23 protein-coding genes and 1 riboswitch are annotated in these 25,363 nt (G+C 68.7%); of the genes, 10 read left to right on the forward strand and 13 right to left on the reverse strand.

Features of this window, described 5'->3' with window-relative positions:
• Positions 1 to 31 precede the first annotated feature (31 nt).
• Genes P1U75_RS00980 through dxs form a run of 4 tightly spaced genes read left to right on the forward strand, consistent with a single transcriptional unit; the run spans position 32 to position 4,028 of the window.
• Positions 32 to 958, forward strand: a complete 927-nt coding sequence (locus P1U75_RS00980) for a histone deacetylase family protein (RefSeq protein ID WP_300238649.1) — start codon at positions 32 to 34, stop codon at positions 956 to 958.
• A complete protein-coding gene (locus P1U75_RS00985) occupies positions 955 to 1,209 on the forward strand; it encodes an exodeoxyribonuclease VII small subunit (protein WP_300238651.1) in 255 nt (84 codons plus the stop codon). Before P1U75_RS00980 ends, P1U75_RS00985 begins: the two co-directional genes overlap by 4 nt.
• Complete coding sequence (locus tag P1U75_RS00990; RefSeq protein ID WP_300238653.1) at positions 1,209 to 2,075, forward strand: polyprenyl synthetase family protein; 867 nt, start codon at positions 1,209 to 1,211, stop codon at positions 2,073 to 2,075. The genes P1U75_RS00985 and P1U75_RS00990 overlap by 1 nt, the downstream gene beginning before the upstream one ends.
• A gap of 24 nt (positions 2,076 to 2,099) precedes the next feature.
• Complete coding sequence (dxs, locus tag P1U75_RS00995) at positions 2,100 to 4,028, forward strand: 1-deoxy-D-xylulose-5-phosphate synthase (protein WP_300238655.1); 1,929 nt, start codon at positions 2,100 to 2,102, stop codon at positions 4,026 to 4,028.
• Between the two features lie 35 nt (positions 4,029 to 4,063).
• On the opposite strand, the gene P1U75_RS01000 is transcribed toward dxs, so the two are convergent.
• Together P1U75_RS01000 and P1U75_RS01005 are read right to left on the reverse strand one after the other, a co-directional pair.
• Positions 4,064 to 4,663: an exopolysaccharide biosynthesis protein gene (locus P1U75_RS01000; RefSeq protein ID WP_300238657.1), complete on the reverse strand. Its 600-nt coding sequence runs from the start codon at positions 4,661 to 4,663 to the stop codon at positions 4,064 to 4,066.
• Positions 4,660 to 5,520, reverse strand: coding sequence for an SDR family oxidoreductase (locus P1U75_RS01005; protein WP_300238659.1), 861 nt, complete (start codon positions 5,518 to 5,520; stop codon positions 4,660 to 4,662). Before P1U75_RS01005 ends, P1U75_RS01000 begins: the two co-directional genes overlap by 4 nt.
• Before the next feature lie 84 nt (positions 5,521 to 5,604).
• On the opposite strand from P1U75_RS01005, the gene P1U75_RS01010 reads away from it, so the two are divergent.
• The 3 genes from P1U75_RS01010 (at position 5,605) to P1U75_RS01020 (ending at position 9,467) form a co-directional block, all read left to right on the forward strand.
• Positions 5,605 to 6,237, forward strand: coding sequence for a class I SAM-dependent methyltransferase (locus P1U75_RS01010; RefSeq protein ID WP_300238662.1), 633 nt, complete (start codon positions 5,605 to 5,607; stop codon positions 6,235 to 6,237).
• Between the two features lie 31 nt (positions 6,238 to 6,268).
• Positions 6,269 to 7,381: a tRNA epoxyqueuosine(34) reductase QueG gene (queG, locus tag P1U75_RS01015; protein ID WP_300238664.1), complete on the forward strand. Its 1,113-nt coding sequence runs from the start codon at positions 6,269 to 6,271 to the stop codon at positions 7,379 to 7,381.
• Positions 7,382 to 7,454: 73 nt separating this feature from the next.
• Positions 7,455 to 9,467, forward strand: a complete 2,013-nt coding sequence (locus P1U75_RS01020) for a hydantoinase/oxoprolinase family protein (RefSeq protein WP_300238666.1) — start codon at positions 7,455 to 7,457, stop codon at positions 9,465 to 9,467.
• A 60-nt stretch (positions 9,468 to 9,527) separates the two neighbouring features.
• Here the strand turns inward: P1U75_RS01020 and P1U75_RS01025 are convergent, their stop codons facing one another.
• The 10 genes from P1U75_RS01025 to thiB all read right to left on the reverse strand — a co-directional run bounded on the left by P1U75_RS01025 (position 9,528) and on the right by thiB (position 20,384).
• Positions 9,528 to 10,325 carry a cytochrome c1 gene (locus P1U75_RS01025; RefSeq protein WP_300238668.1) on the reverse strand — a complete coding sequence of 266 codons (798 nt, stop codon included), beginning with the start codon at positions 10,323 to 10,325 and terminating at the stop codon, positions 9,528 to 9,530.
• A gap of 17 nt (positions 10,326 to 10,342) precedes the next feature.
• The gene (gene petB / locus P1U75_RS01030) at positions 10,343 to 11,686 is read right to left on the reverse strand and encodes a cytochrome b (protein WP_300238671.1); all 1,344 of its coding nucleotides are present in this window, start codon (positions 11,684 to 11,686) and stop codon (positions 10,343 to 10,345) included.
• Between the two features lie 12 nt (positions 11,687 to 11,698).
• Positions 11,699 to 12,262 carry a ubiquinol-cytochrome c reductase iron-sulfur subunit gene (petA, locus tag P1U75_RS01035; protein ID WP_300238674.1) on the reverse strand — a complete coding sequence of 188 codons (564 nt, stop codon included), beginning with the start codon at positions 12,260 to 12,262 and terminating at the stop codon, positions 11,699 to 11,701.
• A gap of 222 nt (positions 12,263 to 12,484) precedes the next feature.
• Positions 12,485 to 13,213, reverse strand: a complete 729-nt coding sequence (locus P1U75_RS01040) for a hypothetical protein (protein ID WP_300238677.1) — start codon at positions 13,211 to 13,213, stop codon at positions 12,485 to 12,487.
• 2 nt (positions 13,214 to 13,215) lie between these two features.
• Positions 13,216 to 15,681: a Lon protease family protein gene (locus tag P1U75_RS01045; protein ID WP_300238680.1), complete on the reverse strand. Its 2,466-nt coding sequence runs from the start codon at positions 15,679 to 15,681 to the stop codon at positions 13,216 to 13,218.
• Positions 15,682 to 15,769: 88 nt separating this feature from the next.
• Positions 15,770 to 16,375, reverse strand: a complete 606-nt coding sequence (locus P1U75_RS01050) for a glutathione S-transferase (RefSeq protein ID WP_300238683.1) — start codon at positions 16,373 to 16,375, stop codon at positions 15,770 to 15,772.
• A gap of 58 nt (positions 16,376 to 16,433) precedes the next feature.
• Complete coding sequence (locus tag P1U75_RS01055) at positions 16,434 to 17,063, reverse strand: FMN-binding negative transcriptional regulator (protein ID WP_300238686.1); 630 nt, start codon at positions 17,061 to 17,063, stop codon at positions 16,434 to 16,436.
• 123 nt (positions 17,064 to 17,186) lie between these two features.
• The gene (locus tag P1U75_RS01060) at positions 17,187 to 17,885 is read right to left on the reverse strand and encodes an ATP-binding cassette domain-containing protein (protein WP_300238687.1); all 699 of its coding nucleotides are present in this window, start codon (positions 17,883 to 17,885) and stop codon (positions 17,187 to 17,189) included.
• Positions 17,872 to 19,431, reverse strand: coding sequence for a thiamine/thiamine pyrophosphate ABC transporter permease ThiP (locus P1U75_RS01065; protein WP_300238688.1), 1,560 nt, complete (start codon positions 19,429 to 19,431; stop codon positions 17,872 to 17,874). The genes P1U75_RS01060 and P1U75_RS01065 overlap by 14 nt, the downstream gene beginning before the upstream one ends.
• Positions 19,407 to 20,384, reverse strand: coding sequence for a thiamine ABC transporter substrate binding subunit (gene thiB / locus P1U75_RS01070; RefSeq protein WP_300238691.1), 978 nt, complete (start codon positions 20,382 to 20,384; stop codon positions 19,407 to 19,409). Before thiB ends, P1U75_RS01065 begins: the two co-directional genes overlap by 25 nt.
• A 36-nt stretch (positions 20,385 to 20,420) precedes the next feature.
• A riboswitch (TPP riboswitch) is annotated at positions 20,421 to 20,531 on the reverse strand.
• A 93-nt stretch (positions 20,532 to 20,624) separates the two neighbouring features.
• Between thiB and aroC the strand changes: the two genes are divergently transcribed.
• Together aroC and P1U75_RS01080 are read left to right on the forward strand one after the other, a co-directional pair.
• Complete coding sequence (gene aroC, locus P1U75_RS01075; RefSeq protein WP_300238694.1) at positions 20,625 to 21,740, forward strand: chorismate synthase; 1,116 nt, start codon at positions 20,625 to 20,627, stop codon at positions 21,738 to 21,740.
• A 10-nt stretch (positions 21,741 to 21,750) separates the two neighbouring features.
• A complete protein-coding gene (locus tag P1U75_RS01080; protein ID WP_300238697.1) occupies positions 21,751 to 22,695 on the forward strand; it encodes an AEC family transporter in 945 nt (314 codons plus the stop codon).
• Positions 22,696 to 22,788: 93 nt separating this feature from the next.
• Here P1U75_RS01080 and P1U75_RS01085 read toward each other — a convergent pair whose 3' ends face one another.
• Complete coding sequence (locus P1U75_RS01085; protein WP_300238700.1) at positions 22,789 to 24,291, reverse strand: malonyl-CoA synthase; 1,503 nt, start codon at positions 24,289 to 24,291, stop codon at positions 22,789 to 22,791.
• Positions 24,292 to 24,385: 94 nt separating this feature from the next.
• On the opposite strand from P1U75_RS01085, the gene P1U75_RS01090 reads away from it, so the two are divergent.
• Positions 24,386 to 25,324 carry a DMT family transporter gene (locus P1U75_RS01090; RefSeq protein WP_300238702.1) on the forward strand — a complete coding sequence of 313 codons (939 nt, stop codon included), beginning with the start codon at positions 24,386 to 24,388 and terminating at the stop codon, positions 25,322 to 25,324.
• Positions 25,325 to 25,363 lie beyond the last annotated feature (39 nt).

The following is a 25,363-nucleotide window of genomic DNA, read 5'->3' on the forward strand; positions in this document are numbered from 1 at the left end:
AACGCGGGCGGGTGCGAATGCGGGAGAGCCGATGACAACAGCCCTGATCACCCATGCCGAGTGTCTTCGGCACGAGACTCCGCCCGGTCACCCCGAGCAGGTGGCCCGGCTGGAGCATGTGCTGCATGCGCTGGAGCCGCTGGAGCTGCGGCGGGTGACCGCGCCCCTGGCCGCCGAGGACGACGTGTTGCGGCTGCATCCCGCCGCCTATCTTCAGGAATTGCGTGACCGCCGGCCCGAGGCGGGGATCGTGCAGCTGGACGCCGACACCTGGATCTCGCCCGGCTCGCTCGCCGCAGCGTTCCGCGCCGTTGGCGGTGCGCTGCGGGCGGTGGACATGGTGCTCTCGGGCGAGGTCGGTAATGCCTTTTGCGCCACCCGCCCGCCGGGCCACCATGCCGAGGCGGAGACGCCGATGGGGTTCTGCCTGCTGGGCACCGCCGCGCTGGCGGCGCAATACGCGCTGGACCACCACGGGCTCAAACGTGTCGCGGTGGTGGATTTCGATGTGCATCACGGCAACGGCACGCAGGAACTGCTGTCGGGCGAGCCGCGGGCGCTGGTCATCACCAGCCAGCAGATCCCGCTTTGGCCCGGCACCGGGCAGGCGCATGAGACCGGCGGCTATGACAACGTGCTGAACCTGCCGCTGGCGCCGGGCAGCGGCAGCGCGGAGATGCGCGCGGCCTGGGGCGGGGCGGCGTTCGACCGTCTGCGCGCGTTCCGGCCCGAGCTGATCGTGATCTCGGCCGGGTTCGACGCGCACCGCGACGACCCGCTGGCGCAACTGGAGTGGGAGACGCAGGATTACGCCTGGCTCACCGCCGAGCTGTGCAATATTGCCGATACGCTTTGCCGTGGCCGGATCGTCTCGACTTTGGAGGGCGGGTATGATCTGAACGCGCTGGCCGTATCGGCCAGGGCGCATGTGGAAGAACTGATAAAGGCCGCGACATGACTGAGACCCCCCCGAGCACACCCGTCGAGAAAATGAGCTTCGAACAGGCGATGAAGGAGCTGGAGTCGGTGGTCGACAGGCTCGAACGCGGCGAGGTGGCGCTGGAGGAATCGATCACTCTCTACGAGCGCGGCGCCAAGCTGAAGAAACGCTGCGAGGACGAGCTGAAGCGCGCCGAGGAAAAGGTCGCCGCGATCACGCTGGACGCGGATGGCAACCCGACGGGCATAAAGCCGGTCGAAGGTCAGTAATGTTCGCCGAGCGGCTGGCCGCGGATTCGGCGCGCATCCAGGCGCATTTCGACACCGTTCTGGCCGGGCTGAGCCGCCTGCCGGTGGTGCAGGCGATGGGATATGCCGTGCAGGGCGGCAAGCGGCTGCGCGGGTTTATGGTGCTGGAGGGCGCGCGGCTGCACGATGTGGCGCCTAAGCGGGCGATCTGGCCCGCCTGCGCGATCGAGGCGCTGCACGCCTATAGCCTCGTGCATGACGATCTGCCCTGCATGGATGACGACGATCTGCGCCGGGGCCGCCCCACGGTTCACGTGAAATGGGACGAGGGCACCGCCGTGCTGGCCGGTGACGCCCTGCAGGCGCTTGCGTTCGAGCTTTGCGCACATGAGGGTTGCGGGCCTGCGGAGGTGCGGGCCGATCTGGCGCTGAGCCTGGCCCGCGCCTCGGGCGCGCGCGGCATGGTGCTGGGCCAGGCGCTGGATATCGCGGCGGAACAGGCCGAGGCACCGCTGACGCTGGACCAGATCACCCGGTTGCAGGCGGGCAAGACCGGGGCGCTGATCGAATGGGCGGCCTGTGCCGGGGCACGGCTGGCTGGGGCGGATACCGCGCCGCTGCGCGATTATGCGCGGGCGCTGGGGCTTGCCTTTCAGATCGCCGACGACATCTTGGATGAAGAGGGCGACGCCGAGAAGGCCGGCAAGCGGTTGCGCAAGGACGCCGAGGCCGGCAAGGCGACATTCGTTTCGCTGCTGGGGCTCGAGGGCGCGCGGAGCCGCGCCAGCGAGCTGGTGGCGCAGGCCGAGGCGGCGCTTGCCCCCTACGGCGAAGGGGCAGATCCCTTGCGGGAGGCAGCGCGCTTCGTTATCTCGCGCGAAAGCTAGACGCTGCCGCCGAAGGAGGCGCAGATGCCAGACCGACCGAAAACACCGCTGCTGGACCGGATCAACAGCCCCGCCGACCTGAAGCACCTGTCGGAATCGCAGCTGGTGCAGCTGGCGGCCGAACTGCGGGCCGAGACGATCTCGGCCGTGAGCGCGACCGGCGGCCATCTGGGCGCCGGGCTGGGCGTGGTCGAGCTGACCGTGGCGCTGCACGCGGTCTTCGACACGCCGCGCGACAAGGTGATCTGGGACGTCGGCCACCAATCCTACCCGCACAAGATCCTGACCGGGCGGCGCGATCGCATCCGTACCCTGCGGCAAAAGAGCGGGCTGAGCGGCTTCACCAAGCGCAGCGAGAGTCCCTATGACCCGTTCGGCGCGGCGCATAGCTCGACCTCGATCAGCGCCGCGCTGGGGTTCGCGGTGGCGCGCGACCTGGGCGGCGTGGTGCCCGAGGGGCTGGGCGATGCCATCGCGGTGATCGGCGACGGCGCGATGAGCGCCGGCATGGCGTTCGAGGCGATGAACAACGCCGGCCACCTGGGCAAGCGGCTGATCGTGATCCTGAACGACAACGAGATGAGCATCGCACCCCCCGTCGGCGCGCTGTCCTCCTATCTCTCGCGGCTCTACGCCGAGGAGCCGTTCCAGGAGCTGAAGGCGGCGGCCAAGGGGGCGATCTCGTTCCTTCCCGAACCGTTCCGCGAGGGGGCCAAGCGCGCCAAGGACATGCTCAAGGGCATGGCCATGGGCGGCACCCTGTTCGAGGAGCTGGGGTTTTCCTATATCGGGCCGATCGACGGCCACGACCTGCACCAGATCCTGCCGATCCTGCGCATGGTCAAGGCGCGGGCGACCGGGCCGATCCTGATCCACGCCCTGACCCGGAAGGGCAAGGGATACGCCCCGGCCGAACAGGCGCGCGACAAGGGCCATGCCACCGCCAGGTTCGACGTGCTGACCGGCGAGCAGAAAAAGGCACCGTCGAACGCGCCGAGCTATACCAGCGTCTTCGGCAAGACGCTGGTCGAGGAGGCCGCGCACGACGACAAGATCGTGGCGGTGACGGCGGCGATGCCGGACGGCACCGGGCTGAACCTGTTCGCGGAACGCTATCCGTCGCGCTGTTTCGACGTCGGCATCGCCGAGCAGCACGGGGTGACCTTTTCCGCCGCCCTTGCTGCCGGCGGGATGAAGCCCTTTTGCGCGATCTATTCGACCTTCCTGCAGCGCGGCTATGACCAAGTGGTGCATGACGTGGCGATCCAGCGGTTGCCGGTGCGCTTTGCCGTGGATCGGGCCGGGCTGGTCGGGGCCGACGGGGCGACCCATGCGGGTGCCTTCGACGTGGCCTTTCTTGCCAATCTGCCAGGCATGGTGGTGATGGCCGCCGCCGACGAGGCCGAGCTCAAGCACATGGTCGCCACCGCCGCGGCACATGACGAAGGCCCGATCGCCTTTCGCTATCCGCGCGGCGAGGGGGTGGGCGTGGAATTGCCCGAGCGCGGCGAGGTGCTGGAGATCGGCAAGGGCCGGATGATCCGGCAAGGCGGGCGGGTGGCGATCCTGTCCTTTGGCACCCGGCTGTCCGAGGTGATGGCGGCCTCCGAAGCGTTGGTGACGCGGGGGATTTCCCCGACGGTGGCCGATGCGCGCTTTGCCAAGCCGCTGGACCGGGAGCTGATCCTGCGGCTGGCGGCGGAGCACGAGGCGCTGATCACCATCGAGGAGGGCGCAGTGGGCGGTTTCGGCAGCCATGTCGCACAGCTTCTGGCCGAGGAGGGGGTGTTCGACAGCGGGTTGAAATACCGCTCGATGGTGCTGCCCGACAATTTCATCGACCAGGCCAGCCCGGCGGACATGTACGCGGTGGCCGGCCTTGGCGCGGCGCAGATCGAGGCCAGGGTGCTCGAGGTTCTGGGCGTGGCCTCGATCGCGGGGAAACGGGCCTGAGACCATAGGCCCATTGAACTGGCGAGGGCGGGGAATCAACCCCCCACCAGCGCCACCACCACCGCCCCCATGGTGCCGCACATGACGTAGCCCAGCAGCACGTAGAGCCCGTCGTGGGTGAGCAGCCCGAAGGCCACCAGCGCCACGGCGGCGGCGCCCAGCGAGGTGACCATCGGCACCAGTTCCAGCGCCGGCCACATCATCGGCACCAGCACGCAGAGCGAGAACGCCGCCAGCCGCGCCGGGCCGGTGGTGAGGATGCGCAGCCGGGCGTGCGAATGCCGGTCGATCCAGGCCGAGGGGCGGCGCAGCCAGGCGATGGCACGACGGAACCGGTCGGAGCCGATCTTGCGCCGCATCAGCGGGCCGGGCAGCCAGAGATGCCGCCGCCGCAACAGCGCCTGCGCGCCGATCAGCACGATCACCAGCGCCGAGAGCGTCGGCACGCCGGGGATGCCCGAGATCGGCGAGACCAGCAGCACCGCGACGGCAAGGATCACCGGGGTGAAGGAGCGGTCGCCGATATGGGTCAGCAGGTCGGCGACGCTGACACTGGGGCCGGTGGCGGCATCGTCCAGCGCATCGAGCAGGCCGGTCAGGCTACGCGGCTGGGACGCCGGCGCGCCGCCATTCATCCCGCGCCGCTTTCGGCCAGCAGCGCCGCCAGACCGGCGCGGTAATCGGGATAAAGCAGCCGCACGCCGAGGTCGCGCTTGATCCGGTCGTTCCGCACCCGCTTGCTCTCGGCGTAAAAGCTGCGCGCCATCGGCGTCATCTCGGCCGCGTCATAGGGCTCGGCCGGTGGCAGCGGCAGGCCGAGCAGACGGGCGGCCTCGGCGATGACCTCCTCGGGCGGGGCCGGGTCGTCATCGCAGACATTGTAGACCGCGCCCGGATCGGGCCGGGCAATGGAGGCGGCGAGCACCCGGGCGATATCATCAACATGGATGCGGCTGAACACCTGGCCCGGCTTGACGATTCGCCGCGCCGTGCCCGCCCGCACCTTGGCAAAGGGGCCACGCCCGGGGCCGTAGATGCCCGCAAGGCGGAAGATGTGCAGCGGCAGGTGCGGCACGGCCGCCCACCCCGCCTCGGCCCGCACACGGGCCTTGCCGCGCGCGGTGGCGGGGGTCAGTGGCGTGTCCTCGTCGACCCAGCCGCCGCCGTGATCGCCGTAGACCGCCGTGGTGGAAAGATAGCCGACCCAGGCGAGGCGGGGGGCGATATCGGCCATCTGCTGGCCCAGCTCGGCGAGCACCGGATCGCCCTTTGGCCCCGGCGCGGCGGAGATCAGCAGGTGCGTCGCCGTGTCCAGTTTCGGCAAGGCCCCCTCCCCCGACCAGACCAGCGGCGTGATGCCGGTTTCGGCCAATGCCCCGGTCCCGTCCGCGTGGCGGGTGGTGCCGAGGATGCGCCAGCCCCTCGGCAGGAGGTGCCGCGCCAGGGCCTGGGCGCTATAGCCGTGACCGATGCAGAGAAGCGTTTTGCTCATGCCCCCTAGATGCGCGGGACCGGGGCCGCGTGCAAGCCCGGCTGCGGGGTTGATTTCCGCCCCGCGCTGGGCCTTGTTGGAGGCATGACTTACAAAACCCCCGATCTCGAAGCCGCCTATGACCTGAAGACGCCGGAAGATTCGCGGCACCTCTATGCCAGTTGGGCCGACGATTACGACAACAGTTTCGCCGATGCGCAGGATTATCGGCTGCATGCGCGCACCGCCCGCGCCTTTGCCGAGGCCGGCGGGCAGGGCCCGGCGCTGGACGTGGGCGCGGGCACCGGCCTGTGCGGCGCGGCGCTCTCCGGTCTGGGCGTCGGCCCGCTGGACGCCACCGACATCAGCCCGGAAATGCTGGCGCGGGCCGGGGAAAAGGCGGTGTATCGCCGCCTGATCGAGGCCGACCTGACCCAGGGGTTGCCGATGCCGCCGGAGAGCTATGCCGGCATCGTCTCGTCGGGCACCTTCACCACCGGGCATGTGGGCCCGGAAGCGCTCGAGGCGCTGCTGCCGGTGGCCCGGCCCGGGGCGCTGTTCGCGATCTCGATCAATGCCGCGCATTACCGCGCCGCCGGGTTCGCCGCCAGACTGGAGGCGTTGAGCCGCGGCGCGATCTGCGACTTGCGCCTGCCCGAAGTTCGGATCTATGGCGACAAGGCGCAGGGCGAGCACAAGGACGACATCGCGCTGATCGCACTGTTCGAAAAGGTCTGAGGCGGCGCGCGGCGCCGCCGACGGAGGTCAGTTGGATCACGACACGGCATATGAGCTGAAGCGCCGGTTGATCGCGCAGGCGCGCGACGAGGGCTTTGTCGCTGCCCGGATCTGTCGCCCGTGGGACGTGCCCGAGGTGCCGGGCCGGTTGGCCGAGTTCGTGGCGGCGGGCTGGCACGGGCAGATGGGCTGGATGGAGGAGCGGATGGCCTGGCGCGGCGATCCGCATGCGCTCTGGCCCGAGGCGCGCTCGGTCCTCATGCTGGCCGAAAGCTATACCCCCGGGCACGATCCACGCGCGATCCTGGCGCGGCGCGACCGCGCGGCGATCTCGGTCTACGCGCAGAACCGCGATTACCACGATATCGTCAAGAAACGGCTGAAGCGGCTGGCGCGCTGGCTGATCGACACGGTGGAAAAGGGCGGCAACCGAGACGGCACGACCGGCAAATGGGTGCCGCTGGCCCAGGGCGAGGCCCCGCGACCAGAGGTCAAGGTCTTCGTCGATACCGCGCCAGTGCCAGAGAAACCTCTGGCGCAGGCGGCGGGGCTGGGCTGGCAGGGCAAGCATACCAACCTGCTGAGCCGGGAGTTCGGCAATTGGGCCTTTTTAGGGTCTGTTTTCACCACGCTGGATCTGCCGGTGGACGGCGCCGAGAGCGATCATTGCGGCGCCTGCCGCGCCTGCCTGACCGCCTGCCCGACCGATGCCTTTCCCGCGCCCTACCGGCTCGACGCGCGGCGCTGCATTTCCTACCTGACCATCGAGCACAAGGGACCGGTGGCGGAAGAGTTGCGCGCGAAGCTGGGCAATCGGATCTATGGTTGCGACGATTGCCTGGCGGCCTGCCCGTGGAACAAGTTCGCGGTGGCGGCGAGCGACCTGCGCTATGCCGCGCGGGAGGAGCTGGAAGCCCCGAAGCTGGCAGAGCTGGCATTGCTCGACGATGCCGGGTTCCGGGCGCTGTTCTCGGGCAGCCCGATCAAGCGGATCGGGCGGGACCGCTTCGTGCGCAACGTGCTCTATGCCATCGGCAATTCCGGCGAGGCGGCGCTGGCCGGGGTGGCGAGGGGGTTGATCGACGATCCCGACCCGGCGGTGGCCGATGCGGCGCGCTGGGCAATCGAACGGCTCACGGAATGACGCAAACGGGCGCGACGGGGCGCGGAACACCGGCCTAAGGGTCGGACTCTGACATTGACGGGGGCTATTCGGCATGGCGCTGGCACTGGGCGTGGATACGGGCGGAACCTATACCGACGCGGTGCTGATCCGCGACGAGGCCGAGGTGGTGGCCAGCGCCAAGGCGCTGACCACGCGGCAGGATCTTGCGGTGGGCGTCGGCGAGGCGGTACGCGCGGTGCTGGCGCAGGCCGGGGTGGACGCGGGCGCGGTGGGTCTGGCGGCGCTGTCGACAACGCTGGCGACCAATGCGCTGGTCGAGGGCCAGGGCGGGCGCGTGGCGCTGGTCCTGGTCGGCTTTCGCGCCGCCACGCTGGAGCGGCCGGACCTGCGCGAGGCGTTGGCGGGCGACCCGGCGGTGATCGTCGCCGGCGGCCATACCCATGCCGGCACCGAGGCCGTGGCGCTGGATGTCGATGCCCTGAATGCCTTTTTAGAGACTGAAACCGGGGTCTCCGGCTATGCGGTGGCGGCGCAGTTCGCCACCCGCAACCCCGCGCATGAGCAAGAGGTGGCGCGGCTGATCGAGACCCGCACCGGACGTCCGGTGAGCTGTTCGCATCAGTTGTCGGCGCGGCTGAACGGGCCGAAACGGGCGGTGACGGCGGTGCTGAACGCGCGGTTGATCGGCATGATCGACCGGCTGATCGGGCGCGCCGGCGATGTGCTGGCCGAGATCGGGGTGACCGCGCCGTTGATGGTGGTGCGGGGCGACGGCGCGTTGATGAGCGCGGACCAGGCCCGGGCACGGCCGATCGAGACGATCCTGAGCGGCCCGGCGGCCTCGATCGTCGGAGCGCGCTGGCTGACCGGGGCCGAGGAGGCGCTGGTCTCGGACATCGGCGGAACCACCACGGATGTGGCCCTGATCCGGGGCGGACGGCCCGCCATCGACCCGGACGGCGCGCAGGTCGGCGGGCATCGCACCATGGTCGAGGCGGTGGCGATGCGCACCAGCGGGCTGGGCGGCGACAGTGAGGTACGGCCGCGCGCCGAGGGGCTGGAGGGCGGCGTCACGCTGGGCCCGCGCCGGGTGCTGCCGATCGCGCTGATCTCGGCCGAGGGCGGTGCCGGGGTGCGCGCGGCCTTGGAGGCACAGCTGCGAAACCCGGTGCCGGGCGAGCATGACGCGCGCTTTGCCCGGGCGGTGCCGGGGCTGGTGCCCGATGGGCTGGCCCCGCGTGAGGCGGCGCTGCTGGACCGGCTGGGCGAAGAGGTGCAACCACTGGCACTTGTGCTGCGGGCGCGGACCGACCGGGGCGGTCTGGACCGGCTGGTGAGCCGGGGGCTGGTGCAACTGGCCGGCGTGACGCCCACGGATGCAAGCCACGGCCTGGGGCTGCTCGACACCTGGGATGGCGTGGCGGCGGGGATGGCGCTGGAGCTGATGGCGCGCAAGCGCACCGGCAGCGGCGGGCCGCTCGCCGCCGGGGCCGATGAACTGGCCCGGATGATCATCGACCAGCTGACCGAACAGACCGTATTGGCCTTGTTAGAGACCGCTTTCGCCGAGGAGGGCGAGGGTTTTGACCTGCCCCCGTCCGAGCTGGCGCGGCATGTCCTGCTGCGCCGGGGGCTGGAGGGGCACCGCGGCTTGCTGGCGCTGGACGCGGCGCTGAACGTAGATGTGGTGGGGCTGGGGGCCTCGGCCGCCAGCTATTATCCGGCGGTGGGCGCGCGGCTTCGCTGCCAAATGATCCTGCCGCCGCATGCCGGGGTTGCCAACGCCATCGGCGCGGTGGTTGGCCGGGTGACGGTGCGGCGCAGCGGGACGGTGACCTCGCCCTCGGAGGGGAGGTTCCGCGCCCATCTGGAGCACGGCCCGGAGGATTTTCCCGACCCGGAGGCGGCGATGGCCCGGCTGGAGGCGAGCCTGCGCCGGGAGGCCGAGGCCGAGGCCCGCGCTGCCGGAGCCGAGGGGATCCATGTGACCGCAACACGGGACCTGCGGACCGCGAGCGTCGAGGCGCGGGCGGTGTTCGTGGAAGCGGCGCTGACGGTCGAGGCCAGCGGGCGGCCACGGGTGGCGGTGGAGCAACCCGCCTGAAAAGGAAAAACCCCCGCCGGTCAGGCGGGGGTTCTCGATGTCACATCGTCATGACCCCGATCACGCCTCGTAGCGTTTACCCTTGATCGGCGCCCAGAGACGCTTGTTGGTCAGGTACAAGAGCACCGACAGGATCGTCAGGAACAGCACACCGACAAGGCCGGCCTGCTTGCGCGCCATCATCTTGGGCTCGGCAGCCCACATCAGGAAGGCGGAGACATCCTGCGCCATGTGATGCACGCTGTTGTCGTGACCGTCGGCGAACTCCACCAGCTCATCCGACAGCGGCGGCGCCATGGCGATCCAGCCACCCGGGAAGGCGTGGTTTTCATAGAACAGCGTACCCGCCTCTTCCTTTTCCTCGCCGGTGTAGCCGGTGAGGATCGAGGCGATGTACTCTGGCCCGCCGATGCCGTTGAACAGCTGGCTCAGACCGGTGCCGTAGGGGCCGTGGAACCCGGCGCGGGCTTTGGCCATCATGCTGAGATCGGGCGCGCCGGCCGAAGTGTTGGCCGGGAAGTGATCGACCGGCTTGGCGGGACGGAAATCGTCCAGTTCGGCGTCGAACACCTCGAAGTTTTGCTCGGCATAGGCAAGAACCTGATCCGCCGGCAGGTGCGGGCCACCCTCGTCGGCCAGCGACCGGAGCGGCACCTGTTTCATCCCGTGGCAGGCCGAGCAGACTTCGGTATAGATCTGCAGACCGCGCTGGAGCTGGTTCTGATCATAGGTTCCGAATGGACCCTCGAAGGAGAACGAGAAGTCCTCCACGTGACCGCCGGCGCCCGCCGCGAAGGAGGCCGCCGGGGCCGTGAGGCCCAGCGCAACGACGGCACCGATTGCAAGTTTCTTGAACATCTTATCCGTCCCTTTTCTTACTCGGCCGGGGTGGCTTCGGGCGCGGAGGCGTCCGAGGTCTTACCGTAATGGGCCTCGAAATCCTCTTCGATAGTCGCGGGGATCTCGGTCGGCTTCTCGATCACGCCGAGGATCGGCAGGATGATCAGGAAATAGCCGAACCAATAGGCCGAGGCGACCAGGGCAAAGCTCTTGTACGGCTCTTCCGCCGGCTGCGCCCCCAGCCACATCAGGACGATGAAGTCGATCACCAGCAGGTAGAACCACCATTTGAACATCGGGCGGAACTTGCCCGAACGTACCGAGGAGGTATCCAGCCAGGGAACCAGCGCCATCACCAGGATCGAACCGAACATCGCCAGCACGCCGAAGAACTTGGCATCGACGATACCACCGGTGATGAAGGAGGCGAACTGCACCACCCAGACCTCGGAGGTGAAGGCCCGCAGGATCGCGTAGAACGGCAGGAAGTACCATTCAGGCACGATATGCGCCGGCGTGACCAGAGGATTGGCCTCGACGTAGTTGTCGGGGTGGCCCAGGTAGTTCGGCATGAAACCGACGATCGCCCAGAACACCGCCAGCACCACGGCCAGCGCGAACAGATCCTTGATCACGAAGTAGGGCCAGAACGGCAGCGTGTCCTTCTTGGCCTCTTCCTTGGAGCCGCGGCGCACGTCGACCCCGGTGGGGTTGTTGTTGCCGGTGGTGTGGAAGGCCCAGATATGCACCACGACCAGCGCCGCAATCACGAAGGGCAGCAGGTAGTGCAGCGAGAAGAAGCGGTTCAGCGTGGCGTTGTCCACCGCCGGTCCGCCCAGCAGCCAGGTCTGGATCGGCTCGCCGATGAAGGGGATCGCGCCGAACAGGCCGGTGATCACCGTGGCGCCCCAGAACGACATCTGGCCCCAGGGCAGCACGTAGCCCATAAAGGCGGTGCCCATCATGCACAGGTAGATCAGCATGCCGATGATCCAGGTGATCTCGCGCGGGGCCTTGTACGAGCCGTAGAACAGACCGCGGAAGATGTGGATATAGACGGCGACGAAGAACAGCGAGGCACCGTTGGCGTGCAGGTAACGCAGCATGTGCCCGCCGTTGACGTCGCGCATGATGTGCTCGACGCTGGCAAAGGCCATGTCGACATGCGGGGTGTAATGCATCACCAGAACGATGCCGGTGGCGATTTGCAGCACCAGACAGAAGGCCAGGACGATGCCCCAGATCCACCACCAGTTCAGGTTCTTCGGCGTGGGGATCATGATGGTGTCGTAGAGCAACCCGATGATCGGCAGGCGGCTGTTCAGCCACTTTTCGCCGCCGGTCTTGGGCTCATAATGATCGTGCGGAATTCCGGACATGTAAGAGCCTCCTCAACCCAGCTTGATTGTTGTTTCGTCGGTGAACTCGGCGACCGGCACCGGCAGGTTCTCGGGGGCCGGACCTTTGCGGATACGGCCGGCGGTGTCGTAGTGCGACCCGTGGCAGGGGCAGAACCAGCCGTTGAAATCGCCCGAGTTGTTGCCCAGCGGCACACAGCCGAGGTGGGTGCAGACGCCCCACATCACCAGCCATTCGCCGGCCTCGTCCATGCTGCGGTTCTCGTCGGTGGCGGGAAGACCTTCGCCCTTGTTGGTGTTGCGCGCGAACCGGTCGGGCAGATCGTCCATCTCGACGGCGCGGGCCTGGGCGATCTCTTCCTCGGTGCGGCGGCGGATGAACACCGGCTTGCCAAGGAATTTCACGCTGATCTGGGTGCCGGACTCGACACCGCTGACATCAACGAGGATCGACGACAGCGCCTGCACGTCGGCCGAGGGGTTCATTTGGTTGACCAGCGGCCAGATGGCGGCCCCGGCGGTCACGGCACCTGCGCCGGCAGTGGCGTAGTAGAGGAAATCCCTCCTGGTGCCTTCGTGGTCTTCTGCGTGGGACACGAGGTTTGCTCCGTTTCCTGCGCCCGCAAGGGGCAAATATGCACGTACACCGCTGCATACGCGCGGTGCCTCACGGCGGGTATCTATCGTTGTGAACCGGCTTCGTCCAGCGGCTTTGACGGTTCAAGGAGTCGCAGCCGTGGCCGTTTGACGCAGTTTGGTCACACCTGCGCGACCCCGCCTTGCCGATCCCGACGACGACACCATCGGTGCCGGCGCGGGTCAGCCGGGGTCCGGGGGGTTCGGGATCTGGGTGCTGTGTTCGACCAGGCCGGGCAGACGTCCGGCCCCAAGCACGAGAACCGGACAGCGCGCCGCGCCCAAAAGCGCGCGGATCTGCGCGGGACTACGGAACGGTCCGGTGGCGGCATCGATGACCACGGCTGCGGCATGCAGCCGGCCCAGCCGCGACAGAATGTCCACCTCGGGCGTGGTATCGGGGATCAGTTCGGCGCCGCTGCGCAGCGACCGCGCCAGCGCCCCGGCGAGGTCGGCAACACCGTCCGGGCCGCCGTCCTCATGGGCCACACCCACCACCTTGCCGGTGTGGCGGCTTGAGGTCAGGTGCCCGATCAGCAGCCAGTCCCAGCTTTGCGCCGCGCCGCAGAGATCGGCCACCGGATCGCCCGGCAGCCGCTCGAAACTCCAGCGCAGGCGGCGGCGCGCGGCAAGCTGCATCAGCTGTTCGCGAAAGGCACGCGCGTCGCTTTGCCACATCAGCCGCAACCCCTGCCGCGACGGCATCCCTCGGATCGCGCCGCGCGGGCTGACCAGCGCGCTCATCCGCGGCGCCGCAGCCTCCATCATGCCGCGGTCCTCAAGAAACAGCCCGCCGATGTCGCTGATGCCGAAACCGGCCAGGCGGTCGAGGATGGCCAGCGCCGCGCGGGCGTCGGCGAAACTGCCGGCGCCGACAAGGATGCGCCTGTGCCCGGTCCCCTGCGCCGCCATGCTCAGCCCCCCTGTTCCGCCGGTTTGGCAGACTGGGCGAATTTCAACCGCTGTTCGGCAAAGCCGCGCAGCCGCGCCTCGGCCAGCCCGTTCACCGAATCCGCCGGATAAGCGCCGTCCTCGCCGCGCGCCCCGGGATCGCGCCCGGTCAGCACCGCCAGCCCCTCGTCGATGCTGCGAATCGCGATCACCCGGAACTTGCCGTCGCGCACCGCATCGACCACGTCCTGGCGCAGCATCAGGTGGTCGACGTTCGCCGCCGGGATGATCACCCCCTGCCTGCCTGTCAGCCCCCGGTCGGCGCAGGTCTCGAAAAATCCCTCGATCTTCTCGTTGACGCCGCCGATGGCCTGCACCTCGCCGTTCTGGTTGACCGAGCCGGTGACGCCGAAGCCCTGGTCGAGCGGCAGCCCGGACAACGAGGAGATCAGCGCGAAAAGCTCCGCCGCCGAGGCGCTGTCGCCATCGACGCCGCCATAACTCTGCTCGAACACGAGGCTGGCCTGGAGCGAGAACGGCACATCCAGCGCATAGGTCGAACTCAGATAGCCCGACAGGATCAGCACCCCCTTGGAATGCAGCGGGCCGCCAAGCTCGACCTCGCGCTCGATGTCGATCAGCTTGCCGCTGCCCATGCGGGTGCGGGCGGTGATCCGCGCCGGTCGGCCGAAGCGATAGCCGCCCAACCCGATCACCGAGAGCCCGTTGACCTGGCCGACCTGCGCCCCCTCGGTGTCGATCAGGATGGTCTTGCGTGTCACCATCTCGCGCATCCGGTCCTTGATGCGCGAGGCGCGGCGATCAGCCTGGCGCACCGTCCGCTCCACATCCTCGGCCTCGATCGTATCGCGCCGGCTCTGTTCAGCGTAGTGATCCGCCTCGCGCAGCAAATCGCCCAGCGCGCCCAGGTGCAGCGAGAGCTTGCTGGCGTCCTCGGCCAGGCGCACGGCCTCGTCCAGCAGCCGGGCCACGCCGCCAGCCGAGACCGGGCGCAACCCGTCCCTTTTCGCGCGCTCCCCGAGGACGCGGGCGAACAGCGCCTGGCTCTCATCACTGCGCTCGATGCTCTCCTCGAAATCGGCCTGCAACTTGAACAAATCCCCGAAATCCGGGTCGAGCGTGACCAGCAGCGCATAAAGCATCCGGTCGCCGATCAGCACCACCCGCAGGTTCATCGGGATCGGGTCCGGCTCCAGCGAGGTGGTCGAGACCAGGCTGAGCCGCTCGCCCATCGAGGTGATGGTGATCGATTCGCTTTGGAGGCACTGCTTGAGCGCGGGCCAGGCCATCGGCTCGGACAGCAGCCGGCGCGCATCCAGCACCAGAAATCCGCCGTTGGCCCGGTGCAGCGCACCAGGCTTGATCATCATGAAGTTGGTGATCAGCGCGCCCATCTGCTGGGCGTGCTCGATCCGTCCGGTCAGCCGGTCGAGGGTTGGCAGATCCTCGGTTTCAAGCGGGGCGCCGCGCGCATCGTCTTCCCCACGGGTCACCATGACGTTGACCATGTAACGCTGGAACATCGGGTTGCCGTGCGCCTTGTGCACCGATTCGGGAAACGGCCCGTCGGCCTGCTGCTGTTGCTGCATCACGGCCAGGAACATCTCGGCGTTGCCGGTCATGTCCTCCTCGACCGTGGCGAGGTACTCCTGCACCGGGTCAAGCCCGGCAAAGGCGTCGCGCGCCTCGCGCAGGCGGGATGAGACCACCTCGCCCACCATCTCGGCGTTCAGCGCCTCGATCCGGCGGCGACGCTCGCGGTCGAGCTTGGGGGCATTGCGCAGGATCTCGGACAGCTCGGACTGCAGCCGGCCGATCTTTTCCTCGATCTCCTTCTGCTCGGCCTCCGGCAAGGTTTCGAAACGGTCGGTCTTGACCACCTCGCCGTCTTTGATCGCGGCCAGCATGATGCCCATGGGCGTGCGCATCAGCGCGACATTCTCCGCCTTGGCCTTGTCGCCAAACTCCGACATGGCGTGTTCCTGCTGCTCGCCGAACTCTTCGTTGATGGTGCGGTTCGCCGCCTGATAATCGTCGGATTCGAACAGCGCTGCGATGTCGATCGCCAGGTCGTCGACCACGTCCTCCATCTCGTCCTTCAGCCTGCGGGCCACACCCGGCGGCAGCCGCAGCGCGCGCGGCCGGTGCGGCGCGTCGAAGTTGTTCACATAGGCCCAGTCGTCGGGCTCAGGCAGGCTGGCCGCGTGACTGCTCAGAAAGGTATCGACCGAGGCGCGCCGCCCGGTGCCCGGCGGCCCCTGCACGAAGAGGTTGAAATCGGCCGCGCGCATCCCCGCGGCCAGCCCGATCGCCTCCATCGCGCGATCCTGCCCGATTAGCCCTTCGAGCGGCTCCAGCTCCGCCGTGGTGGCAAACCCGAGGCTGGCCGGATCGCAGGCCTGCCGCAACCTGTCGGTGGCGATCGGCTCGATCCGGTTAGCGGGGTCGGTTTGCGCGCTGTCGGTCATCGGCATCCTCTCCTGTCTTCCCGCATCCTGGGCCCGGCGGCCCCGGCGGGAACATGATCTGCGTCAAACACCCTGGATCCCGCCGGGCTCAGTCGGGGGGGCGGGTTGCCACCATCGCGGGGCGTTGCTCGAAACTGGCGTACCAGTCGGCCAGATCCGGCGCCGCTTCGCGCCAGTCGCGAGCCCCGTGGCGGAAATCAAGATAGCCCAGCGCGCAACCCACGGCGATCTGCGCCATGTCGAGCGGGCCGTCGAGCTGGTCGAGCCAGCGGTCGTTCACCGCCCGCACCGCCGTCATCGCCTTGGTCCACTGCGCCTCGACCCAGGGGGCGTAACGCACCTCCTCGGGGCGCACGCGGCCCTCGTAGACCATCAGAACGGCGGCCTCGAGGATACCGTCGGCGGTCGCCTCCAGCGTCAGCACATCCCAGAGCCGGTCCTCGGGATAGAGCCTGGCCTGCGCGCGGGCGTCGAGAAAGCGGGTGATCACCCGGCTGTCGTAAAGCGCGCGCCCGTCCTCCAGCACCAGCGCCGGGATCTTGCCCAGCGGGTTGGCGGCCCAGACCGCCTCGGCAGTGTTCACCGGGGTGGTGGAGACCTCCACCTCCTCGATATCGCCCTGCTGGCCGGTTTCCCGGATCAGCACCGCCACCTTGCGGACAAAGGGCGAGGCGGGGGACATGATCAGTTTCATTGGGGGCTCCATTCGCTGCTTTCGGCGGCAGCCTAGGGCCGGGCGCGGCGCCTGTCCATCATTCCTCCGATACCTCGCGCATGAGCCGGGCCAGGGTGGAAAGTTCGGCGCCGATTCCGTCCTGCGCCACCCCCTCGGCCGCCGCGATCCGGGCCGCCTCCGGCTTGTTCTGGGCCAGCTTCCAGGTGCCGTCGATGCCCTCGATCCGCAGGCGCACCGGCACGATCATCCGCATCAACCGCGCCAGCGCCTCCGCGTCCATCTTGTCGGCCCGCCATTCCGGCTTGGGCGCCAGCCGCGCCTCGAATTGTGCCGAGAGCCGGTCGAGGAAACCGCGCAGGTCCTCTTGCGGGCAAAGCTCCAGCCACCCGGTCAGATGCACGGCGACGTAATTCCAGGTCGGAACCTGGTTCACCATCCCGTACCGGTCGGGCGAGACATAGCCATCCGGCCCGCTGACCGCGATCCGCGCCGGCAAGGGCGCGGCCATTGCCCGCGCGATGGGATTGGAGCGCACCAGGTGCAGCTCGGCGGTGGCGGCGTCCTCCGACAACACGAATGGCACATGGCTCAGCATGGGCGCACCACCCTGCGGATCACTCACCGCCAGCACGCCGAAGCCGCGGGCGCGGGCGAACCCGATGTTCCGGGCGGCATCGGCGTTGCGATAGATCGGGTTGGGGTGCATCGGCCTCTCCTTCGTCGCGGCATGCTGGACCGGCGCCGCGCGGCTTGGCAAGGGCGCCGCCCCCGCTTCTTCTCGTCGCAAGCACTCCGGGGGTGAGGCCGGAGGCCGAGGGGGCAGCGCCCCTTACCCTTCCCCGAGGTAAGCCCGCAAAACCGGCGGCGGATTGTCGAGCAAGTCGGTGGTGGGCCGCGGCGGATGCGCCACCCCCTCGGCCACAAGCACCGCCTGATCGGCGATCCGCCGCGCGTCGTCCGGATCATGGCTGATCATCAGCAGCGTGGCGCCGGTTTCCGCCGCCAGGTCCGCGACAAGATCGAGCATCTCGGCCTTGAGCGCGGGGCCCAGCGCGGCAAAGGGTTCGTCGAGCAGCAGCAGCGGCCGGTCCTGCAACAGCACCCGGGCCAGCGCCGCGCGGCTTTGCTGCCCGCCCGAAAGCGCCCCGGGCCTGCGGTCCTCCAGCCCCTCCAGCCCGACCCGGGCCAGCGCCGCCTTGACCCGCTCTTTCTGCTCCGCGCTCAGCCGCAGATCGGGGCGCAGACCCAGCCCGGCGTTTTGCGCCAGAGTAAGATGCGGAAACAGGTTTCCGTCCTGGAACAGCATGGCGACGGGGCGCGCACCGGGCGGATCGGCGGTGATGTCGCGCCCGTCCCAGACAAGGCGGCCGGCCTCCAGTGGCCGGAACCCGGCGATGGCCTCGAGCAGGGTGGTCTTGCCCGCCCCCGACGGGCCGATCACGGCGACGCGTGCGCCGCGCTCCAACGCCAGATTGGCGCGAACGGTGAAATCGCCGTTGAGGATCACCGCCTTTTCAAACCTCAGCATGCCAGCGTCCTCCCCTGTCAAAAATCCAGAACGCCAGCATAGACAGCGCCAGAAGCAGCAGCGCCGCGCCCGCCGCCGCCTCCATCCGGTAGGCACCCATCAGCCGGTAGATCTGCAAGGGCAGCGTCGCGACCTCGGGATCTGCGAACAGCGCGATCACCCCGAGATCCCCCATCGAGAGCGCGGCGCCAAGCCCGGCGGCAAAGCCGATCTGCGGCCGCATCCGGGGCAGCAGCACCAGCCGCCGGAACGGCAGGCCACCCATGTTCAGGCTGAGACCCAGCCGCCCGAAATCCCCGAGCACCGCGCGGGCGCGCGGCACCAGGATGCGCAGCGCAAAGGGCAGCGCCGAGATCGCGTTGACCAGCGCCGTCACCGGCAGCGCCAGCGCGAAGGGATCGGCAAAGGGATAGACCACGATGAACAGCCCAGTGCCGATCACCAGCGGCGAGACCGCGAGCCCCAGAAGCCCGGCCAGCTCGATCCAGCCGGTCCGCCGGGCCATGGCGATGCTGGCCGCCATCGGCACCGCCAGAACCAGCAGGGTCGCGGTGCTGGCCGCCGCAATCACGATGGACGTTCCCGCGGCCCGAAACACGCTGGCCGGTAGGCTCGTGACCCCGGCCAGCCCGTTCACCGCGATCGCCGCCAGCGGCAGCAGCAGGAACAGCGCCGCAAGCGTGATCGCCGCGCCGTCCTGCGCCCGCAGCAACCCGCTTTGCGCATCCCAGCGGCGCAGGGGCCGGTCCAGCCCGGCGCCAAAGCCGCCGCCGGGCGCCGCGCGCAGGGCCAGGCCCGCAGCCAACACGGTCAGCGCGATCTGGATGCACGCCAGCAGCGCCGCGCGGCCGAGGTCGAAATCAAATCGGAACGCCTGGTAGATCGCCAGTTCGACCGTGGTCGCGCGCGGGCCGCCCCCCAGGGTCAACGCCACCGCAAAGGAGGTCAGGCAGATCGCGAAGACCACCGCCAGCGCGGCAGGCACGCTGCGCGCCAGCATCGGCGCCTCCAGCAGCCGCCAGATCGCCCCGGCATCGGCGCCCAGGTGGGCGGCCAGCCGGAACCGCTCGGCCGGGATCTCCTGCCAGCCCTGCAGGATCAGCCGGGTCGCCAGCGGCAGGTTGAAAAAGACATGCGCCAGCACCACCCCGTGCAGCCCGTAGATGCGCAAGGGCTCCAACCCCGCCGCGCCCAGCGCCTGGCTGACCCAGCCGGCGCGGCCGAACACCGTCAGCAGGCCGAGAACCGCCACGATCACCGGCAGGATGAAGGGCGCGCCCAGCAGCGTGATCAGCGCCGACCGCCCGGCAAAGCGCCGCCGCGCCAGCGCGCGCGCCACCGGCACCGCCAGCGCCACGCTGATCGCCGCCGAAAGTGCGGCCTGCATGAGGGTAAAACGTACCGCCTGCCAATCGGCCGGGCCCAGCCCGGTGCCGGGCTCGGCCCGCAGGGCCACGGCGGCGAGCGATCCCAGGATCAGCGCGGCGACGATAGCCGCCGCGCCGATCCCCGGACCCGCGCCTATCGGCTGAGCGCGGTCAGCCATTCAGCCAGCGCCGGATCGCGCAATTCAGCGGCCTCACCGGGCGGCAAGAGCAGCGCCTTGCCCGGCGCGATCAGCGTCTCGAACCCCTGCGGCAACCCGGCCTCGGGCGTCACCGCCGGGTACATCCAGTTGGTAGTGGGCAGCACCGATTGCACCGCGTCGGAGACCATGAACTGCAGGAACGCGTCGGCCAGCTCGGGCTGGTCGCTGGCGGCCAGCTTGCCGGCCACCTCGACCTGCATGTAATGGCCCTCGTCGAACCGCGCGGCGGTCTTGCTGCCGTCCTCCTCCGCGATCAGGTGATAGGCCGGCGAGGTGGTGTAGGAGAGCACCATGTCGGCCTCGCCCTCCAAAAACAGCCCATAGGCCTCGGACCAGCCCTTGGTCACGGTGACGATATTGTCCGCCAGGCCGTCCCAGATCGCCGGGGCGTCATCGCCATAGGCGGATTTGACCCACATCAGCAGGCCCAGTCCGGGGGTGGAGCTGCGCGGATCCTGGATCACGATCTTCAGCTCGCTGTCAGCCAGCGCGCGGAAATCGGCGGGCGCCTCCAGCCCCCTGTCGTGCACGAAGGCGAAATAGCCCCAGTCATAAGGCACGAACTCCGCATCCGCCCAATCGACCGGCAGGTCATAGGCGGCCTTTACCGCGTGCGGGGCGAACAGCCCGGTGTCGCGCGCCGCCTGGATCAGGTTGGTGTCCAGCCCCAGCACCACATCGGCCGCGCTGCGCGCGCCTTCCAGCCGGATGCGGGCCAGCAGCGCCGCGCCATCCCCGGCGCCGACGAATTTCAGATCACAGCCGCAAACCTCTTCAAAGGCCGCTTCCACCACCGGGCCAGGGCCCCAGTCGGAGATGAAACTGTCATAGGTATAGACGGTCAGTTCGGGCGTGTCGGCAAGCGCCGCCGTGGCCGAAAACAATCCCGCAGCAAACGTTAGATACTTCATGGCATCCTCCTTTTGCGGCGACAGGGCAAGGGTGGAGGCATGTCCATTCACCTTCCCTACGCCGGTATGAGCCGGTTCAGGTTCAACGGGTTCGCCTGCGCATCTCAGCCCTGGACAAGAAAGGTCCGGGCACCCCGAGGTAAGGCGCAACCTAGTGCGGCCTTCGACAGGCCGCAAGGCAAAACCCCTTGAGCGCCCCGCCCCGCCCGGCTAGACCGCCGGACAAAGGAGTGCCGCCCCATGTCCATCAACAGTTTCGGCCATCTCTTCCGCGTCACCACCTGGGGCGAAAGCCACGGGCCCGCGCTGGGTGCCACGGTGGACGGCTGCCCGCCGGGCGTCGCGATTGACGAGGGCATGATCCAGCAATGGCTCGATCGGCGCAAACCCGGCACCAGCAAATTCACCACCCAGCGGCGCGAGCCGGACGCGGTAAGAATCCTGTCCGGCGTATTCGAGGGCCAGACCACCGGCACCCCGGTGCAACTGATGATCGAGAACACCGACCAGCGGTCCAAGGATTACTCCGAGATCAAGGAAAAATTCCGCCCCGGTCACGCCGATATCACCTATTGGCAGAAATACGGCATCCGCGACTACCGCGGCGGCGGCCGCTCCTCGGCGCGGGAAACCGCCGCGCGGGTCGCCGCCGGCGGGCTGGCGCGGGCGGCGCTGGCCACGCTGGCGCCGGGGGTGGAGATCACCGGCTACATGACCCGGATCGGCCCGCACGGGATCGACCGTGAACGCTTCGATTGGGACCAGATCGGGGAAAACCCGTTCTGGTGCCCCGACGCCCGCGCCGCGGCGGATTGGGCCGACTATATGACCGCCCTGCGTAAATCCGGCAACTCGGTCGGCGCCGTTGTCGAGGTGGTGGCACGCGGCGTGCCGGCGGGCCTCGGCGCCCCGGTCTACGGCAAGCTCGACACCGATCTGGCCGCCGCGATGATGTCGATCAACGCGGTCAAGGGCGTCGAGATCGGCGAGGGCATGGGTGCGGCCACGCTCACCGGCGAGGACAACGCCGACGAGATCTTCATGGGAAATGACGGCAGGCCGGTGTTTTCCTCGAACCACGCCGGCGGCATCCTCGGCGGCATCTCCACCGGGCAGGACGTTGTGGTGCGCTTCGCGGTGAAACCGACCTCCTCGATCCTGAAAACCCGCCAGACCATCACCAAATCCGGCGAGGCGGCGGAAATCATCACCAAGGGCCGCCACGATCCCTGTGTCGGCATCCGCGCGGTGCCGGTGGGCGAGGCGATGATGGCCTGCGTGCTGCTCGATCATATCCTGCTGAACCGCGGCCAGATCGGCGGCGCGGTGGGCGAGACGCGCGGCCAGATCGGCTGAGCCCGCCCGCATGAACGACATCCTCGGTATCACCTTTCCGATCTACGCCGCCGTCGTGATCGGCTACGCGGTGGTGCGGCTGGGCTGGTTCAAGCCGCAGGACATGGCGGTGCTGGGGAAATACGTTCTGAACGTGGCGCTGCCGGCGCTGCTGTTCAACGCGGTGGCCGGGCGCGACCTGGGCGAGGTGCTGCATCCGGGCTACCTGCTGGTGATGGCCACCGGCGGGCTGGCGACCATCGCCGCCGCCTGGCTGTGGTTCAGCGCCACCGCGCCGGACAAGCCGCGCCGGGCGCTGGCGGTGATGGGGGCCTCTTGCCCCAATTCCGGGTTTGTCGGCTATCCCGTGCTGCTGCTGGTGCTGCCGGATTTGGCCGGGGTGATCCTGGCGCTGAATTTCCTGGTAGAGAACATCCTGATCATCCCGCTTTGCCTGGTGCTGATGGACCTTGCCGCCGGGCGCGGCGGCGGATCGCCGCTGCGGCTGGTGGGAAAGGCGCTTTTCGACCTGCTGAAGCGGCCGATGGTGATCGGGCTGTTGCTGGGCCTGGCCGCCTCCGCCTCCGGGCTGACGCTCCCCGCGCCGGTGAACCGCATGATGGGAATGCTGGCCGCCTCGGCCGCCGCCCTATCGCTCATCGTGATCGGCGGCTCGCTGGTGGGGCTGCCGATGAAGGGCAACAAATTGCTGGCCGGCCAGATCGCCGCGGCCAAGCTGCTGCTGCACCCGGCGATGATCACGCTGACCGTGCTGGCGCTGCCGCTGCTCGGGCTCGCCGCGCTGAGCGAGGAGATGCGGATCGCCGCCGTCCTGTCGGCGGCAATGCCGATGTTCGGCATCTATACCGTGCTGGCGCAGGAACGCGGCTTGGGCGGGGCGGCCTCGATCGCCATGCTGATGGCCACCTCGGGCGCCTTCGTCACGCTCAGCGCGCTGCTGTTCTGGCTGATCTGAGCGGGCCGGATCCCGGCAGAGAAGACGGCGGGCGCCTCCCCTGCTTCTTCTCTTTTCAAATACTCATCGCCCCGCCAGACACCGGAACCGCCGTCAGGAAAAAAGCCCGGCATAGGCGTCCCGCAGCGCCTTTTTCTGCACCTTGCCCATGGTGTTGCGCGGCAGCGCGTCGATCATGACGATCTGTTTCGGCTGCTTGAACCGGGCCAACTGCCCGTCCAGCGCGGCGGCGATGGCCTCGGGCGTCGTTCCCTCGCCTTCCGGCACCACGACGGCGACCACGCCCTCGCCGAAATCGGGATGCGGCACGCCGATCACCGCGCTTTCCAGCACACCGGGCAGGTCGTCGATCAGACCTTCGATCTCTTTGGGGTAGACGTTGAAGCCGCCGGTGATGACCAGGTCCCTTTCGCGGCCGACGATGGTGACATAGCCGTCCTCGTCGATCATCGCCATGTCGCCGGTGATGAACCAGCCATCCGGGCGCAGTTCCTCGGCGGTCTTCTCGGGCATCTGCCAATAGCCCTGGAACACGTTGGACCCGCGCACTTCAAGTACGCCGATCCCGCCCGCCGGCACCTCCTGTCCGTCTTGCATCACCCGCGCCTCGACCCCCGGAAGCGGGAAGCCCACGGTGCCGGCCCGGCGCTCGCCCTCGTAGGGGTTCGAGGTGCTCATGTTGGTCTCGGTCATGCCGTAACGTTCAAGGATCCGGTGGCCGGTGCGCGCCTCCCACTGCTCATGGGTTTCGACCAGCAGCGGCGCGGAACCGGAGATGAACAGGCGCATGTTCTCCGCGCGCTCTTTCGTCAGGCGTGGATCGGCGAGCAGGCGGGTATAGAAGGTCGGCACCCCCATCAGCGCGGTGGCCTGCGGCATCGCGTCGAGGATCGCGTCGGTGTCGAACCCCTGAAGGAAGACCACCCGCGCGCCGGCCAGCAGCGCCACGTTGGTGGCGACGAAAAGCCCGTGGGTGTGAAAGATCGGCAGCGCGTGGATCAGCACGTCGGCGGGCGTAAACCGCCAGTAGTCGCGCAGGGTTTCGGAGTTGGCGGCCAGGTTGGCGTGGCTGAGCATCGCGCCCTTGGAGCGGCCCGTGGTGCCGGAAGTGTACAGAATTGCCGCCAGATCGTCCGCTTTGCGCGGCACTGGATCGAAGCCGCCGCGCCCGACCACCGCGTCGGTCAGGCTGCCCAGCCCCTTGCCGTCGAGCGTCACCACCCGGGCGCCGCCGGCGACCTCGGCGAGGTCCTCCGCGCGGGCCGGATCGCAGACCACCACGCGTGGGGTCGCGTCGCCGAGAAAATAGGCCACCTCAGGCGTGGTATAGGCGGTGTTGAGCGGCAGGAAGACGCCCCCCGCCATCACCGTGCCGAGATAGAGCTGGATCGCCTCGATGGTCTTGTCCACCTGCACCGCCACCCGGTCGCCGGGCTGCACCCCCATGCCCACCAGAGCTGCGGCGTTGCGCTCGGCCCCGGCGAAAAGCTCGCCGAAGGTCATGCTGGCGCGGGCCGGGAAGGTGGCGAAATTGCGGGTCTCATGCCCCAGGGAGGCCGCGCGAAGGCGGGTGATCAGGTGGTTGTCGTCATACATGGCGTGCCTCCGCTTTGGGTCGGCCTATCTGCGCCCTGCGGGGCGGTGAAATCAACCCGTTGATCTTTTCCGCGCCTCGGCGCAGGGTCCGCGCATGGCGACATCCTTAACATCGCATCGACCCGGCCTTGCGGTTGCGCTGAAGCTCAGCGCGATCTTTCTGTTCTCGGTCATGGCGGCGCTGGTCAAGGCGACGTCGGAGGATGTGCCGGCGGGCGAGGCGGTGTTCTTTCGCTCGTTCTTCGCCATCCCGGTGATCCTGGTCTGGATTGCCGCCAAGGGAGAGCTGCGCAGCGGGCTGATCGCGCATCGCCCGATGGGGCATTTCTGGCGCGGGATCATCGGCACATCGGCGATGGGGATGACCTTTGCGGGGCTTGGCCTGCTGCCGCTGCCCGAGGTCACGGCCATCGGCTATGCCACGCCGATCTTTACCCTGATTCTCGCTGCCGTGATGCTGGGCGAGCGCATTCGAATGGTGCGGATCAGCGCGGTTCTGGTCGGGCTGGTCGGCGTGCTGATCATGGTCTGGCCGCGCCTTGGCGGCGGGGCCGGGCTGCACGACGCGGCGGCGCTGGGCGCGTTGCTGATCCTGGGATCGACGATGCTGCGGGCGCTGGTGCAGATCCATATCCGCCGCATGGTCGAGACCGAGCGCACCTCGGCCATCGTGTTCTATTTCTCCGCCACGGCCTCCGTCCTGTCTTTGCTGACCGCCCCTTTCGGCTGGGTTATGCCGGCAGGCGAGACCGCGTTGCAGCTGGTTCTGGCGGGGATCGTCGGCGGGATGGCGCAGATCCTGCTGACCTCTTCCTACCGCTTCGGCCCCGCATCGATGCTGGCGCCCTACGATTACGCCTCGATGCTGTTCGCGATTCTGATCGGCTATGCCTGGTTCGGCGAGGTGCCGACGCTGGTGATGCTGTCGGGGGCTGCACTGGTGATCGCGGGCAATATCCTGGTGATCTGGCGCGAACACCACCTGGGGCTGCTGCGCGCCCGCGCCCGCTCGGTCAGTGACCCAAAGGCGTAGTCTTTACGCCGGGCGCGCCAACCCTATGATCCGCCCGGC

This window comes from Antarcticimicrobium sp. (assembly GCF_029212575.1).
In the GTDB taxonomy this organism is placed as follows: Bacteria; Pseudomonadota; Alphaproteobacteria; order Rhodobacterales; family Rhodobacteraceae; genus Antarcticimicrobium.

Coding starts and splice junctions, on each gene's coding strand:
- P1U75_RS00980 (WP_300238649.1), top strand. CDS start 32: ATGACAACAGCCCTGATCACCCATGCCGAGTGTCTTCGGCACGAGACT.
- P1U75_RS00985 (WP_300238651.1), top strand. CDS start 955: ATGACTGAGACCCCCCCGAGCACACCCGTCGAGAAAATGAGCTTCGAA.
- P1U75_RS00990 (WP_300238653.1), top strand. CDS start 1,209: ATGTTCGCCGAGCGGCTGGCCGCGGATTCGGCGCGCATCCAGGCGCAT.
- dxs (WP_300238655.1), top strand. CDS start 2,100: ATGCCAGACCGACCGAAAACACCGCTGCTGGACCGGATCAACAGCCCC.
- P1U75_RS01000 (WP_300238657.1), bottom strand. CDS start 4,663: ATGAATGGCGGCGCGCCGGCGTCCCAGCCGCGTAGCCTGACCGGCCTG.
- P1U75_RS01005 (WP_300238659.1), bottom strand. CDS start 5,520: ATGAGCAAAACGCTTCTCTGCATCGGTCACGGCTATAGCGCCCAGGCC.
- P1U75_RS01010 (WP_300238662.1), top strand. CDS start 5,605: ATGACTTACAAAACCCCCGATCTCGAAGCCGCCTATGACCTGAAGACG.
- P1U75_RS01020 (WP_300238666.1), top strand. CDS start 7,455: ATGGCGCTGGCACTGGGCGTGGATACGGGCGGAACCTATACCGACGCG.
- P1U75_RS01025 (WP_300238668.1), bottom strand. CDS start 10,325: ATGTTCAAGAAACTTGCAATCGGTGCCGTCGTTGCGCTGGGCCTCACG.
- petB (WP_300238671.1), bottom strand. CDS start 11,686: ATGTCCGGAATTCCGCACGATCATTATGAGCCCAAGACCGGCGGCGAA.
- P1U75_RS01040 (WP_300238677.1), bottom strand. CDS start 13,213: ATGGCGGCGCAGGGGACCGGGCACAGGCGCATCCTTGTCGGCGCCGGC.
- P1U75_RS01045 (WP_300238680.1), bottom strand. CDS start 15,681: ATGACCGACAGCGCGCAAACCGACCCCGCTAACCGGATCGAGCCGATC.
- P1U75_RS01050 (WP_300238683.1), bottom strand. CDS start 16,375: ATGAAACTGATCATGTCCCCCGCCTCGCCCTTTGTCCGCAAGGTGGCG.
- P1U75_RS01055 (WP_300238686.1), bottom strand. CDS start 17,063: ATGCACCCCAACCCGATCTATCGCAACGCCGATGCCGCCCGGAACATC.
- P1U75_RS01060 (WP_300238687.1), bottom strand. CDS start 17,885: ATGCTGAGGTTTGAAAAGGCGGTGATCCTCAACGGCGATTTCACCGTT.
- P1U75_RS01065 (WP_300238688.1), bottom strand. CDS start 19,431: ATGGCTGACCGCGCTCAGCCGATAGGCGCGGGTCCGGGGATCGGCGCG.
- thiB (WP_300238691.1), bottom strand. CDS start 20,384: ATGAAGTATCTAACGTTTGCTGCGGGATTGTTTTCGGCCACGGCGGCG.
- aroC (WP_300238694.1), top strand. CDS start 20,625: ATGTCCATCAACAGTTTCGGCCATCTCTTCCGCGTCACCACCTGGGGC.
- P1U75_RS01080 (WP_300238697.1), top strand. CDS start 21,751: ATGAACGACATCCTCGGTATCACCTTTCCGATCTACGCCGCCGTCGTG.
- P1U75_RS01085 (WP_300238700.1), bottom strand. CDS start 24,291: ATGTATGACGACAACCACCTGATCACCCGCCTTCGCGCGGCCTCCCTG.
- P1U75_RS01090 (WP_300238702.1), top strand. CDS start 24,386: ATGGCGACATCCTTAACATCGCATCGACCCGGCCTTGCGGTTGCGCTG.